Here is a 13,416-nt window from a genome sequence, read left to right on the forward strand (position 1 = left end):
CCGGGACAGGGAACGGGGCCAGGACCGGGACCGGGGCCGCAGCGGGGCGCGGGGGCATCGTCGCCCACTCGACGCGCCCCGGCCCCTCCTGTCCCGAAACACAGGCCACGGGCGCCTCGCTCCGTCAGGATGGGCGCATGGGATTCCACGTCGATTCCGAGACCGGGCGGCTGCGCCGCGTCATCCTGCACCGGCCCGATCTGGAGCTGAAGCGGCTCACCCCGACCAACAAGGACGCCCTGCTCTTCGACGACGTGCTCTGGGTGCGCAGGGCACGGCAGGAGCACGACGGCTTCGCGGACGTGCTGCGCGACCGGGGCGTGGAGGTGCACCTCTTCGGGGATCTCCTGAGCGAGTCCCTCGACGTGCCCACCGCACGCGCGCTGGTGCTCGACCGGGTCTTCGACGAGAAGGAGTACGGGCCGCTCGCCGCCGACCATCTCCGGGCCGCGTTCGACTCGCTGGACGCGGGTGCGCTGGCCGAGGCGCTCATCGGCGGGATGACGAAGCGGGAGTTCCTGGCGTCGCACCGGGAGCCGACCTCGGTCCGTTTCCACGCCCTGGACCTGGACGACTTCGTCCTCGGCCCGCTGCCGAACCACATCTTCACGAGGGACACCTCGGCCTGGATCTACGACGGCGTCTCGATCAACGCGATGCGCTGGCCGGCCCGGCAGCGCGAGACCGTGCACTTCGAGGCGATCTACAAGCACCATCCGCTGTTCACGGGGGCCGAGGCGGGAGCCTTCCACCACTGGTCGGAGGGGCAGACCGACTACCCGTCGACGATCGAGGGCGGGGACGTGCTCGTCATCGGCAACGGCGCCGTGCTGATCGGGATGAGCGAGCGGACGACGCCGCAGGCGGTGGAGATGCTGGCCCGGGGCATGTTCGCGGCGGGTTCGGCGCGCACGATCATCGCGCTCGACATGCCGAAGCGGCGCGCGTTCATGCACCTGGACACGGTGATGACGATGGTCGACCAGGACACGTTCACGCAGTACGCGGGGCTCGGGATGCTGCGCTCGTACACGATCGAACCGGGGGACGCGGGCCAGTCCCTGCGGGTGACCGACCATCCGCCGGAGCAGATGCACAGCGCCATCGCCGCGGCGCTCGGCCTCCAGGACATCCGGGTCCTGACGGCCACGCAGGACGTGCACGCGGCCGAGCGCGAGCAGTGGGACGACGGCTGCAACGTCCTCGCGGTGGAGCCGGGGGTGGTCGTCGCCTACGAGCGGAACGTCACGACCAACACCCATCTGCGGAAGGAGGGCATCGAGGTGATCGAGATCCCCGGCAGCGAGCTGGGCCGGGGGAGGGGCGGCCCGCGCTGTATGAGCTGTCCGGTGGAGCGGGACGCCGCCTGAGGGGGCCGCCGCGGGGGCCGCGGCAGGAGTCGTGGCCGGGGTCGTACATGTACGCGACCAGGGCTGTATATAAATGTTGAAGTGCGTATACACTTCCAGGGTCCTGATCGTCGTCCCCGATCGCCGACCCCTCGACCGTACCCACAGGAGCGCGTCCCATGGCCACAGACCTCATCGGCCGCCACTTCCTCAAGGAGCTGGACTTCACCGCCGAGGAGTTCCGCGGCCTGATCGCGCTCTCCGCCGAACTCAAGGCCGCCAAGAAGGCCGGCGCCGAGGTCCAGCGGCTGCGCGGCCGGAACATCGCGCTGATCTTCGAGAAGACCTCGACCCGCACCCGCTGCGCCTTCGAGGTCGCCGCCGCCGACCAGGGAGCCACCACCACCTACCTGGACCCGTCCGGCTCCCAGATGGGTCACAAGGAGTCGGTCAAGGACACCGCCCGCGTCCTCGGCCGGATGTTCGACGGCATCGAGTACCGGGGCGACGGTCAGGACATCGTCGAGGAACTCGCCGCCTTCGCCGGCGTCCCCGTGTTCAACGGCCTCACCGACGACTGGCACCCCACCCAGATGCTCGCCGACGTGCTCACCATGACCGAGCACACGGACAAGCCGCTGGACGCCGTCTCCTTCGCCTACCTCGGCGACGCCCGCTTCAACATGGGCAACTCCTACCTGATCACCGGCGCCCTGCTCGGCATGGACGTCCGGATCGTCGCCCCGCGGGCGTACTGGCCGTCCGAGGAGATCGTCGCCGCCGCCCGCGGGCTCGCCGAGACCAGCGGGGCCACGGTCACCCTCAGCGAGGACGTGGCCGAGGGGGTCCGGGGCGCCGACTTCGTGGCCACCGACGTCTGGGTCTCCATGGGCGAGCCCAAGGCGGTCTGGGACGAGCGGATCGCCGCCCTCGCCCCGTACTCCGTGACGATGGACGTGCTGCGCGCCACCGGGAACCCCGACGTCAAGTTCCTGCACTGTCTGCCGGCCTTCCACGACCTGGGCACGGACGTCGGGCGGGACATCCACGCCCGGCACGGTCTCACCGAGCTCGAGGTCTCCGACGAGGTCTTCGAGTCGGCGCACTCGGTCGTCTTCGACGAGGCGGAGAACCGGATGCACACGATCAAGGCGGTCCTGGTCGCGACGATGGCCGGCGGCCCGCTTCCCGCGGTGATCCCCGCGGCGGTCCCCACGGTGCTCCCGTAGGCATAGCTTTACGCCCGATTGGGTGAATATGCGTGGTGCGGTTTACGATCGCACCCTTACAGGGGGTTCAGGCGTACATGCCCGAACCCCCTGACGCGTGCCCATGAGAGATGAGAACCACCGCATGACCCCGTCCGCCTCGCGGATCAAGACCCCGCAGCAGCTCCTCGCCGAATCCGGCGCCGACCTCGAAGGCCACGGCCTCAAGCGCACCATGGGCCTCTTCCAGCTCGTGTGCTTCGGCGTCGGCGCGATCGTCGGCACCGGGATCTTCGTCGGCCTCTCCGACAGCGTCGCCGAGGCGGGTCCCGCGGTGGTGATCTCCTTCGTCCTCGCCGCGATCACCTGCATCTTCACCGCCTTCTCCTTCGCGGAGCTCGGTGGCGCGATCCCGGTCTCGGGCTCCTCGTACTCCTTCGCGTACGCGAGCCTCGGCGAGCGGGCCGCCTTCCTCGTCGGCTGGTGCCTGCTCCTGGAGTACGGCGTCTCGGTCTCCGCGGTCGCCGTCGGCTGGAGCCAGTACCTCAACGAACTGCTCGATAGCCTCACCGGCTGGCAGCTGCCGGCCGCGCTCTCCGCCGGGCCCGGCGAGGGCGGGGTCGTCAACGTGCCCGCCGTGGTCGTCATCGCGCTCGCCGCCACCCTGCTGGTGCGCGGGGTCCGGGAGAGCGCGCGGGCGACCGCCGCCATGGCGATCCTCAAGATCGGGATCCTGGTCGTCTTCTGCGTCATCGGCTTCTCGGCCTTCCAGGCCGGTCACCTCTCGCCGTTCGCCGAGCACGGCATGAGCGGGATCACCGCGGGCGCCTCGGTGGCCTTCTTCTCGTACATCGGCTTCGACGCCATCACCACGGCCGGCGAAGAGGTCAAGAACCCGCGGCGGAACATCCCGATCGCGATCCTCATCTGCATCGGGCTCGTCACACTGCTCTACTGTGCCGTCGCGCTCTCCGCGATCGGGGCCCTCGGCGCCGTCGCCGTGGCCGATCGGCCGGCCGCGCTCTCGCTGGTCGTCGACCAGGTCACCGGGTCGTCGGTCGGCGGCGGGATCATCGCGTTCGGCGCGGTCGTCGCCATCGCGTCCGTCGTCCTCGCCGTGATGTACGGGCAGACCCGCGTCCTGATGTCGATGTCCCGCGACGGTCTCGTGCCCCGCGTCTTCGAGCGGGTCTCGCCGAAGTCCGCCACTCCGGTCGCCAACACGTGGATCGTGGCCGCGGTGTTCGCCGTACCGGCGGCGTTCGCCTCGCTCGACGTGGTCGTCAACCTGACCACCATCGGCACGCTCGCCGTCATGGCGGTCGTCAACCTCGCGGTGATGGTGCTGCGGCGCCGGAACCCCGAGCTGCCGCGCTCGTTCCGGGTGCCGCTCTTCCCCCTGAGTCCGATCCTCGGCATCGGGTTCTGCCTCTATCTGATGTGGGGCACGGGCTGGACGACCTGGCTGCAGTTCGCCGGATTCCTGGTCGTCGGAGCGCTGGTGTACGCGGGCTACGGGCGCCGCCACTCGCGTCTGGTCACGGCTCCGAGCGAGGACGCTGCGCCGGTATCCCCGGCAGGGTGAACCAGACGGCCTTGCCGTGCTCCGTGGGGCGGTGGCCGCAGTCGCTGCTGAGGGCCCGGACGAGGAGCAGACCCCGGCCGTGCTCCTGCCAGGGGTCCACCTCTCCCGGCGCGGGGCAGACGAGCCCGCCCGCGCGGGCGGGCTCGGAGTCGTGAACCTCGATCTGACAGCCGCCGGGCGTGCCGAGCAGCTCGACGACCAGCTCGATGGGGCCCCGGCCGGCGGTGTGCTCGACGGCGTTGGCGACGAGCTCGGCGGTGAGCAGCTCCGCGGTGTCGCTGTCGGGGCGGCCGGGGGTCCCGGGGCCGAGGTCGGTGAGAGCGGTACGGATCAGGGCGCGGGCGATCGGCACGGCGGCCGTGGTGTGGGGCAGACGGACACGCCAGGAGGCGGGTCCGTGTGCGGCGGGCCCGGTCGGCCCGGCGGGTGGGCCGGCTGCGGGTCCGGCGGCTTCGGGCATGGGGCAGGCTCCCTTCACCGAGTGGGGGTGGGCGAGTGGGGTGGAGGCATCCCGAGACGTCCCGGTTTCAACCTTACGAGGCGCAATCTCTTTCTCCAGAGGCGCCCCTCCCTGATCGGCGAGGACTTCCGTCTCCGGCCGCAGAGGACCTTGTGCGGTGCACCCTCATCCCTCCCTTATCGCGCACTCGTGACGACGGTCACACTTGAGTGATACCCTCCGAACGGAGGAAGGAGGCCGTTCCGGATGAGCCCCTTTACCGGCTCCACGCCCCGCACGGCACGCTGGCACCATCTACGCCTCGACATCGACCGGGGCGTCGCCACCGTCACGCTGGCCCGCCCCGCGAAACTCAACGCCCTCACCTTCGGCGCCTACGCCGACCTGCGCGACCTCCTCGCCGAGCTCTCCCGCGAGCGGTCCGTCCGCGCGCTCGTCCTCGACGGCGAGGGCCGCGGCTTCTGCTCCGGCGGCGACGTCGACGAGATCATCGGCGCCACGCTCGCGCTCGACACCGCCCAGCTCCTCGACTTCAACCGCATGACCGGCCAGGTCGTCCGGGCCCTTCGCGAGTGCCCCTTCCCGGTCGTCGCCGCCCTCCACGGGGTCGCGGCGGGCGCCGGGGCCGTCCTCGCCCTCGCCGCCGACTTCCGGATCGCCGACCCCACGACCCGCTTCGCGTTCCTCTTCACCCGGGTCGGACTCTCCGGCGGTGACATGGGCGCGGCGTATCTGCTGCCCCGGGTCGTCGGCCTCGGCCACGCCACCCGGCTCCTCATGCTGGGCGAGCCCGTCCTGGCCCCCGAGGCCGAGCGCATCGGCCTGCTCTCCGAGCTCACGGAGGAGGGCGGGGCGGGGGAGCGGGCCGCCGAGCTCGCCCGCCGCCTGGCCGACGGCCCGGCCCTCGCCCTCGCCCAGACCAAGGCGCTGCTCACCTCGGAACTCGACATGCCGCTGGCCGCGTCGATCGAACTGGACGCGGCCACCCAGGCCCTCCTGATGAACGGCGAGGACTACGCCGAGTTCCATGCCGCCTTCACGGAGAAGCGCCCTCCGAAATGGCGGGGGTGCTGAAGATGCCCACCCCCGGGCGGGACCCGGCCACCGCCCCGATCCCGGACCCCGGGCCCCGCCCCGGAGCGGACGCCACCCCCGCCCCGAACGCGAGCCGTGCTCCGGACTCCGGCCCCGCTCCCCGGTCCGATCCCGGACCGGGCCCCGGGTCCGGTCCCGTCCCGCGTCGCGGTCCGGACGTGAACCCCGGCGTGGGTGCCGGTCCCGGCTCGGGCACGGGCCGAGGCGCGGGCTCCGGGTCCGGTCCCGTCCCGCGTCGCGGTCCGGACGTGAACCCCGGCGCGGGCGCGGGTCCCGGCCCGAAGCCGGGGTCGGACACGGGCTCCGGGCCGGACCTCGTGTCCGACCCCGACTTCGACGCGAACCCCAGCGCGGGCTCCGGGCCGGACGCCGGGGCCGGCCCCGGCTCAGGTGCGGGCCCGGCCCAGGGCCACGCCTCCCTCCCGGCCCTCCGGCCCGCCCTCTCCCGTATCGCCGTCGTCGGTGGCGGACCCGGCGGCCTCTACGCCGCCGCGCTCCTCAAGCGGCTCGACCCCGCCCGTGAGGTCACCGTCTGGGAGCGGAACGCCCCCTCCGACACCTTCGGCTTCGGCGTCGTCCTCTCCGACGAGACGCTCGGCGGCATCCGGGAGGCCGACCCCGTCGTCTACGAGGCACTCGCACGCGACCTCGTTCGCTGGGACGACATCGACGTCGTACACCGGGGTCACCGCACCACCTCCACCGGCCACGGCTTCGCCGCCCTCGGCCGTCGTCGGCTCCTGGAGATCCTGCACGCCCGCTGCACCGACCTCGGCGTACGGCTCCGTTTCCGCACCGAGGCTCCGCCCGCCGACGTCCTCGCCGCCGGGCATGACCTGGTCGTCGCCGCCGACGGACTCCACAGCCGCACCCGCGAGGCCCACGCCGCCGACTTCCGCCCCCGGATCACCCCCCACCGCTGCCGCTACATCTGGCTCGCCGCGGACTTCGCCTTCGACGCCTTCCGCTTCGAGATCGCCGAGACCGAGTACGGCGTGATGCAACTGCACGCCTACCCCTACGAGGCCGGCGCCTCCACCGTCATCGTCGAGATGCGTGAGGAGGTCTGGCGGGCCGCCGGGTTCGACGAACTCGACGAGGCCGAGTCCATCGCCCGCTGCGCGAAGATCTTCGCCGAGGCGCTCGGCGGCCGGGAGCTGCGCTCCCACCGCTCCGCCTGGACCGCCTTCCGTACCGTCGTCAACCAGCGCTGGTCCTACGGCAACACCGTGCTCATCGGCGACGCCGCCCACACCGCGCACTTCTCCATCGGCTCCGGCACCAAACTGGCCGTCGAGGACGCCCTGGCCCTGGCCCACAGTCTCCGCGACCACCCCACCCCCGCCGAGGCCCTCGCCGCCTACGAGGCCGAGCGCCGGCCCGTCGTCGAGTCCACCCAGCGCGCGGCCGCCGCCAGCCTCCAGTGGTTCGAGGAGCTGGCGGACCACGTCGACCGGCCGCCCCGCCGTTTCACCTTCGACCTGCTCACCCGCAGCCGCCGCGTCACCCACGCCAACCTGCGGCTCCGCGACCCGGCCTTCACCGCCACCGTCGAACGCGACTTCGGCTGCCCGCCCGGCACCCCGCCGATGTTCACGCCCTTCCGGCTCCGCGGACTGACCCTGCGCAACCGGATCGTCGTCTCCCCGATGGACATGTACGTCGCCGAGGACGGCGTCCCCGGCGACTTCCACCTCGTCCACCTGGGCTCCAGGGCCCTCGGCGGCCCCGGACTCGTCATGACCGAGATGGTCTGCGTGAGCCCGGAGGGCCGGATCACCCCCGGCTGCACCGGACTGTGGACCGACGAACAGGCCGCCGCCTGGAGCCGGATCACGGAGTTCGTCCACGGCCGGGCACCCGGCACAGCGATCGGTGTCCAGCTCGGCCACTCCGGCCGCAAGGGCTCCACCCGGCGCATGTGGGAGGGCATCGACCAGCCCTTGCCCGAGGGCAACTGGCCGCTCGTCGCCGCCTCGCCCCTCCCGTACCGGCCCGGTGTCAACCAGACCCCGCGCGCCCTCGACCGCGCCGGACTCACCGCCGTACGCGAGGAGTTCACGGCCGCCGCCCGCCGGGCCGCACACGCCGGCTTCGACCTCCTCGAACTGCACTGCGCCCACGGCTACCTGCTCTCCGGCTTCCTCTCCCCGCTCACCAACCGCCGCACCGACGGCTACGGCGGCGATCTGGACGCCCGGCTCCGCTTCCCGCTCGAAGTCTTCGACGCCGTACGGGAGGTGTGGCCCGAGGACCGCCCCATGACCGTCCGCATCTCGGCCACGGACTGGGCCGAGGGCGGGACGACCGGCGAGGACGCGGTCGCGATCGCCCGCGCCTTCGCGGAGCACGGCGCCGACGCGATCGACGTCTCCACCGGCCAGGTCGTCCCCGACGAGACGCCCGCCTACGGCCGCTCGTACCAGACCCCGTACGCCGACCGGATCCGCAACGCGACCGGCGTCCCCGTGATCGCGGTCGGCGCGATCTCCTCCTGGGACGACGTCAACTCCCTGCTCCTGGCCGGCCGCGCCGACCTGTGCGCCCTCGCCCGCCCGCACCTCTACGACCCGAACTGGACCCTGCACGCCGCCGCCGAGCAGGACTACGAGGGCCCGGCGGCCCCCTGGCCGGCCCCGTACCGCGCGGGCAACCGCCCGCCCCCGACCGGCCGTCGGGGCTGAGGACCGCTCCGAGGCCCGTGGACGCCCGCGTATGCGGGGGCGACGCACGAGCATGGTCCGCGCGGCGCCCCCTGCTCTTGAATGAGGACATGACAGAGCAGCGGGGTGGGAAGGGTGCCGGGGCGGTCCTCGGCGCGGCGACGGTGGCGACCGGACTGATCGCGGGGGTGTGGTTCGCGTACGTGTGCTCGGTGATGCCGGCACTGGCGCGCAGTGACGACCGGGTCTACGTCGAGGTGATGCGGAACATCAACGAGGTGATCCAGAACCCGGTGTTCTTCACCCCGTTCTTCGGGGCGACGATCCTCGCCGCCGTGGCCGCCTGGCAGCACCGCGCCACCCGGGCCCGGATCTGGACGCTCGCCGCGCTCGTCCTCTCCGTGGCGGTCTTCCTGGTCACCTCGGCGGCGAACGTGCCCCTCAACGACGCGCTCGCCGCGGACCGGGACCCCACGACCGCCCGGGAGGCCTTCGAGGCGCCCTGGGTGGCGTGGAACCTGGTCCGCGCGATCCTGACCACGGTGGGCTTCGCCTGCCTGCTCCGTGCCCTGGCCGTACGGTCCCGGCCCCGGGACTAGTTCCCGGATCAGGCCCCGGGACTGGTCGCCCCCGATCCGGACACGTAAGGGCGGACGAACTCCGCGCCACGGTCCCTCAGCAGCTCGTGCAGGGCCGCGAAGACCTCCGCCGAGCGCCGGCCCGGCCAGTCGTCGGGCAGCAGCTCGGCCGGGAGGACCGGGTCCGCGTACGGCAGGCGGCGCCAGGAGTCCAGGGCGAGCAGATAGTCCCGGTAGGCCTCCTCGGCGCCCTGCGGGGCGTCCGCGTCCGCCCCGGCCCTCCGCCAGGCCCGCAGCACCGGTTCGTGGGCCGCGAGGAACTCCTCGTGGAGCCGGGCGATGGCCGGCAGGTCCCACCAGCGGGCCACCGCCGCGGCCGTCGCCGCGTACCCCAGGTGGTCGCCCCGGAAGAGGTCCACGTACGGGGAGAGCTCCAGGCGCTCCAGGGCGTTCCGGGTCTCCTCGTGCAGCCGTGCGGGTGCGATCCAGACGCCGGGCGCCGCCGTGCCGAAGCCCAGGCGGGCGAGCCGCGAGCGCAGCAGGTGCCGCTTGTGCCGCTCGGCCTCGGGCACCGAGAAGACGGCCAGGACCCAGCCCTCGGAGAGCTTGGGTTCGGTACGGGCGTAGATCCGGCGGTCTCCGTCGTCCAGGAGCCTGCGGGCGTCGTCCGAGAGGGCGTATCCGGCGGCCCCGTCGGCCGTCCGGCCCGGCAGCAGCAGTCCGCGCCGCTTCAGCCGCGACACCGAGGAACGCACCGAGGGCGCGTCCACCCCGAGGACCGCCAGCAGCCGGATGAGCGCGGCCACCGGCATCGGCGACCCGTCGGGCGTACGGCCGTACGCGCCGTAGAAGGAGACGATCAGGGATCGGGGGGTGTGCTGCTCGGCCACGTGATCACTTTAGAGGGTGCTTCGCCGGTCGGGCCGGGCCGGGCGGGGCCGGTCGGGGGAGCCGGGCCGGGGAGTCGGGGAGGGCGGCCGGGGCCGGCCGGCCCTCATCGGCCCCGGGCCGGCCGTCATGCCGGGTCGCGCAGCCGGAAGCGCTGGAGCTTTCCCGTGGGGGTGCGCGGCAGCGCGTCCAGGAAGACGATCTCGCGGGGCGACTTGTACGGGGCGAGCCGGGCGCGGACGAAGGCCCGCAGCGCGGCGGCGGTGCCCGCGTCCCGCGGCACCCCGTCCCGTACCACCGTGTAGGCGACGACGATCTGCCCGCGCAGTTCGTCGGGGCGGCCCACGACCGCCGTCTCCACCACGTCGGGGTGGTCCAGGAGCACCTCCTCGACCTGGGGTCCGGCGATGTTGTACCCGGCCGAGATGATCATGTCGTCGGCGCGTGAGACGTAGCGGAAGTAGCCGTCGGGCTCGCGGACGTACGTATCACCCGTGACGTTCCAGCCCTCCCGTACGTACTCCGACTGGCGGGGATCGGCCAGATAGCGGCAGCCGACCGGGCCGCGCACCGCCAGCAGGCCCTCCTCGCCGTCCGGGACGTCCTCGCCCTCGTGGTCGACGATCCTGGCCTGCCAGCCGGGGACGGGGCGGCCCGTGGTGCCGGGGCGGATGTCACCGTCGGCGGCGGATATGAAGATGTGCAGGAGTTCGGTGGCGCCGATGCCGTTGATCATGCGCAGGCCGGTGCGCGCGTACCAGGCCTTCCAGGTGGCCTCCGGCAGGTTCTCCCCGGCCGAGACGCAGCGCCGCAGGGAGCTCAGATCGGGGGCCGTGCCCTGGACGAGTTCGTCCAGCATGACCCGGTAGGCCGTCGGGGCGGTGAAGAGCACGGAGACCCGGTGCCGCTCGATCGCGGCGAGCAGCTGCTTTGGCCCGGCCTGTTCGAGGAGGACCGCGCTCGCCCCGGCCCGCAGGGGGAAGACGACGAGCCCGCCGAGGCCGAACGTGAAGGCGAGCGGCGGCGAACCGGCGAAGACGTCGTCGGGCAGCGGGCGCAGGACGTGCGCGGAGAAGGTGTCGGCGACGGCCAGGACGTCCCGGTGGAAGTGGACACAGCCCTTGGGCTGCCCGGTCGTGCCGGAGGTGAAGGCGATCAGGGCGACGTCGTCGGCGGCCGTCTGCACGGCCGTGTACGGGCCGGGGCGGCGGGCCGTGAGGGCGAGCAGGTCGTCCGGGCCCTCGCCGCCGAAGGGGGTGACGCGGAGCCCCGGGATCCGGGCGGCGAGGAGCTCGTCGAGGGTGTGGACGTCGCAGAGGGCGTGGGTGCAGCGGGCCGCGTCGGCCATCGTGGCCAGCTCGGGGGCGCGCTGCTGGGCGAGGACGGTGACGGCGACCGCGCCGGCCTTCATCACGGCCAGCCAGCAGGCGGCGAGCCAGGGGGTGGTGGGGCCGCGCAGGAGGACCCGGTTGCCGGGCCGGACCCGCAGGTCGGAGGTGAGGACATGGGCTATGCGGTCGACCCGGTCCTGGAGCTCTCCGTAGGTCAGGACGCCGCCGTCGCCGTCGTGGAAGGCGGGCCGGTCGGCGCCGAATCGTTCCGCCGTGCGGTCGAGGAGCTCGGCGCCGCAGTTGAGCCGGTCGGGGTACGCCAGCTCGGGGAGGTCGAAGAGGAGACGCGGCCACCGGTCCGGCGGAGGCAGCCGGTCACGGGCGAAGGTGTCGAGGTGGGCCGAGGGTGTCAGCTCCATGAGTCCGTCCCCCTGTCGTGGTGGGGTCGCCCGTCGCTCCACGAGCGTATCGTGTTGGTGACGGCAGTCAACGGTTCGCGACAAGGGTGCTTGCGAGCGCCCTGACGAAGGCACCGGACGGCGCGCGGACGCCGTACGGCGCAGGGACGCACGTACCGGGCGGTACAGGCACGCCGCCCGGTGCGGGGACGAAGACGCCCGAGGGCGTCAGAGAGGGCCCACATGCCCGCATTCTCGCTCGATCCGGCACAGACCACCTGGTGTGCGGAGCTCCGCACCCTCGCCGCCGACCATCTGAAGCCCCTCGCCGACAAGGGTGAGCCGGGCCGGGTCAACCGGCCCCTGGTGGCCGCCCTCGGCGAGCTGGGCCTCCTCGCCCGGCTCTTCGACGCGGGCGCCCTCGAACTCTGCCTCCTGCGCGAATCCCTCGCCCGGACCTGCACCGAGGCCGAGACCGCCCTCGCCCTCCAGGGCCTCGGCACCCACCCCGTCGCCGCCTTCGGCACCCCCGCACAGCGCGCCCGCTGGCTCCCCGAGGCCGCCGCGGGACGCGCCGTCGCCGCCTTCGCGCTCTCCGAGCCGGGCGCCGGCTCCGACGCCGCCGCGCTGGCCCTGGAGGCCCGCCCCGACGGAGCCGGCGGCTGGCGCCTGCACGGCGAGAAGCGCTGGATCTCCAACGCCCCCGAGGCCGATTTCGCCACCGTCTTCGCCCGCACCACCCCGGACGCCGGAGCCCGCGGGGTCACCGCCTTCCTCGTCCCCGCCGGCCGGCCCGGACTCGGGGGCGAGGCCCTCGACATGCTCGCCCCGCACGCCCTCGGCACCCTCACCTTCGACGGCGTCCCCGTCGGCCCCGACGACCTGCTCGGCGAACCCGACCGGGGCTTCCGCGTCGCCATGAACACCCTGAACCTCTTCCGGCCCAGCGTCGGGGCCTTCGCCGTCGGCATGGCCCAGGCCGCCCTGGACGCGACCCTCGCCCACACCGCCGACCGCCCCGCCTTCGGCGGACACCTCGCCGACCTCCAGTCCGTCGCGCACCGGATCGCCGAGATGGCCACCCGTACCGAGGCCGCCCGCCTCCTCGTCTACGCGGCGGCCGCCGCGTACGACGACGGCGATCCTGACGTGCCCCGGCGCTCCGCCATGGCGAAGCTCCTCGCCACCGAGACCGCCCAGTACGTCGTCGACTCCGCCGTCCAACTCCACGGCGCCCGCGCCCTCCAGCGCGGCCACCTCCTCGAACACCTCTACCGCGAGGTCAGGGCACCCCGTATCTACGAAGGGGCGACCGAGGTCCAGCGCACGATCATCGCCAAGGAGCTGTACGCGACCCATCGACGGTCCCACCCCCGCCAGGAGGAGCCGACCCCATGAGCCTGCACCGGCACAACCCCGCCGAACTCGCCCCGCCCACCGGCTTCTCCCACGCCGTCACCGCCACCGGCACCCGGCTCGTCTTCCTCGCCGGACAGACCGCCCTCGACAGCGAGGGCGCCGTCGTCGGGGACACCCTGGCCGAGCAGTTCACCACCGCGCTCGCCAACCTGCTCACCGCCCTGCGGCACGCCGGCGGCACTCCGGCCGACCTCGCCCGCGTCACCGTCTACACCACGGACGTCGACGACTACCGCACCCACGCAGCCGAACTCGGCCGGATCTGGCGGCGTTTGGCGGGCCGCGACTATCCGGCCATGGCCGTGATCGGAGTCGTACGCCTCTGGGACGAGCAGGCACACGTGGAGCTGGACGGCTTCGCGGTCCTGGACGAACCCTCTCCCCATTGATCAACTGGTCACCCGCGGGGGCCGGGCTTAATGTCGAAAGGTGGACTGACCGG

General features: G+C 73.2%; 11 protein-coding genes. 8 read left to right on the plus strand and 3 right to left on the minus strand.

Annotated features, from left to right (window positions below):
* The first annotated feature begins 137 nt into the window (after positions 1 to 137).
* The 3 genes from IF00_RS0128500 to IF00_RS0128510 all read left to right on the plus strand — a co-directional run bounded on the left by IF00_RS0128500 (position 138) and on the right by IF00_RS0128510 (position 4,142).
* Entirely contained in the window at positions 138 to 1,370 is a 1,233-nt protein-coding gene (locus tag IF00_RS0128500; protein WP_030322905.1) for an arginine deiminase, read from the plus strand.
* 158 nt (positions 1,371 to 1,528) lie between these two features.
* Positions 1,529 to 2,578 carry an ornithine carbamoyltransferase gene (gene argF / locus IF00_RS0128505; protein WP_051820654.1) on the plus strand — a complete coding sequence of 350 codons (1,050 nt, stop codon included), beginning with the start codon at positions 1,529 to 1,531 and terminating at the stop codon, positions 2,576 to 2,578.
* A 124-nt stretch (positions 2,579 to 2,702) separates the two neighbouring features.
* Positions 2,703 to 4,142 (plus strand): amino acid permease, encoded by a 1,440-nt coding sequence (locus tag IF00_RS0128510; protein ID WP_030322909.1) that lies wholly within the window; start codon positions 2,703 to 2,705, stop codon positions 4,140 to 4,142.
* Here IF00_RS0128510 and IF00_RS0128515 read toward each other — a convergent pair.
* Complete coding sequence (locus IF00_RS0128515) at positions 4,096 to 4,602, minus strand: ATP-binding protein (RefSeq protein ID WP_037639226.1); 507 nt, start codon at positions 4,600 to 4,602, stop codon at positions 4,096 to 4,098. The two genes, IF00_RS0128510 and IF00_RS0128515, sit on opposite strands and share 47 nt — an antisense overlap.
* A gap of 246 nt (positions 4,603 to 4,848) precedes the next feature.
* On the opposite strand from IF00_RS0128515, the gene IF00_RS0128520 reads away from it, so the two are divergent.
* The 3 genes from IF00_RS0128520 (at position 4,849) to IF00_RS0128530 (ending at position 8,959) form a co-directional block, all read left to right on the plus strand.
* Positions 4,849 to 5,676, plus strand: a complete 828-nt coding sequence (locus IF00_RS0128520) for an enoyl-CoA hydratase family protein (protein ID WP_030322912.1) — start codon at positions 4,849 to 4,851, stop codon at positions 5,674 to 5,676.
* A 470-nt stretch (positions 5,677 to 6,146) separates the two neighbouring features.
* The gene (locus IF00_RS0128525) at positions 6,147 to 8,381 is read left to right on the plus strand and encodes a bifunctional salicylyl-CoA 5-hydroxylase/oxidoreductase (protein ID WP_030322914.1); all 2,235 of its coding nucleotides are present in this window, start codon (positions 6,147 to 6,149) and stop codon (positions 8,379 to 8,381) included.
* An 89-nt stretch (positions 8,382 to 8,470) separates the two neighbouring features.
* Complete coding sequence (locus tag IF00_RS0128530) at positions 8,471 to 8,959, plus strand: anthrone oxygenase family protein (protein ID WP_030322915.1); 489 nt, start codon at positions 8,471 to 8,473, stop codon at positions 8,957 to 8,959.
* Between the two features lie 8 nt (positions 8,960 to 8,967).
* Here IF00_RS0128530 and IF00_RS0128535 read toward each other — a convergent pair whose 3' ends face one another.
* A complete protein-coding gene (locus IF00_RS0128535; RefSeq protein ID WP_030322917.1) occupies positions 8,968 to 9,828 on the minus strand; it encodes a PaaX family transcriptional regulator in 861 nt (286 codons plus the stop codon).
* Positions 9,829 to 9,953: 125 nt separating this feature from the next.
* Entirely contained in the window at positions 9,954 to 11,576 is a 1,623-nt protein-coding gene (locus IF00_RS0128540; RefSeq protein ID WP_030322918.1) for an AMP-binding protein, read from the minus strand.
* A 222-nt stretch (positions 11,577 to 11,798) separates the two neighbouring features.
* On the opposite strand from IF00_RS0128540, the gene IF00_RS0128545 reads away from it, so the two are divergent.
* Both IF00_RS0128545 and IF00_RS0128550 read left to right on the plus strand, forming a co-directional pair.
* Positions 11,799 to 12,953, plus strand: a complete 1,155-nt coding sequence (locus tag IF00_RS0128545) for an acyl-CoA dehydrogenase family protein (protein ID WP_030322919.1) — start codon at positions 11,799 to 11,801, stop codon at positions 12,951 to 12,953.
* On the plus strand, positions 12,950 to 13,363 hold the full coding sequence (locus IF00_RS0128550) for a RidA family protein (RefSeq protein ID WP_030322920.1): 414 nt from the start codon (positions 12,950 to 12,952) through the stop codon (positions 13,361 to 13,363). Before IF00_RS0128545 ends, IF00_RS0128550 begins: the two co-directional genes overlap by 4 nt.
* The last annotated feature ends 53 nt before the right edge of the window (positions 13,364 to 13,416 follow it).

This window comes from Streptomyces flavochromogenes (assembly GCF_000717595.1).
GTDB classification, from domain to species: Bacteria; Actinomycetota; Actinomycetes; order Streptomycetales; family Streptomycetaceae; genus Streptomyces; species Streptomyces flavochromogenes.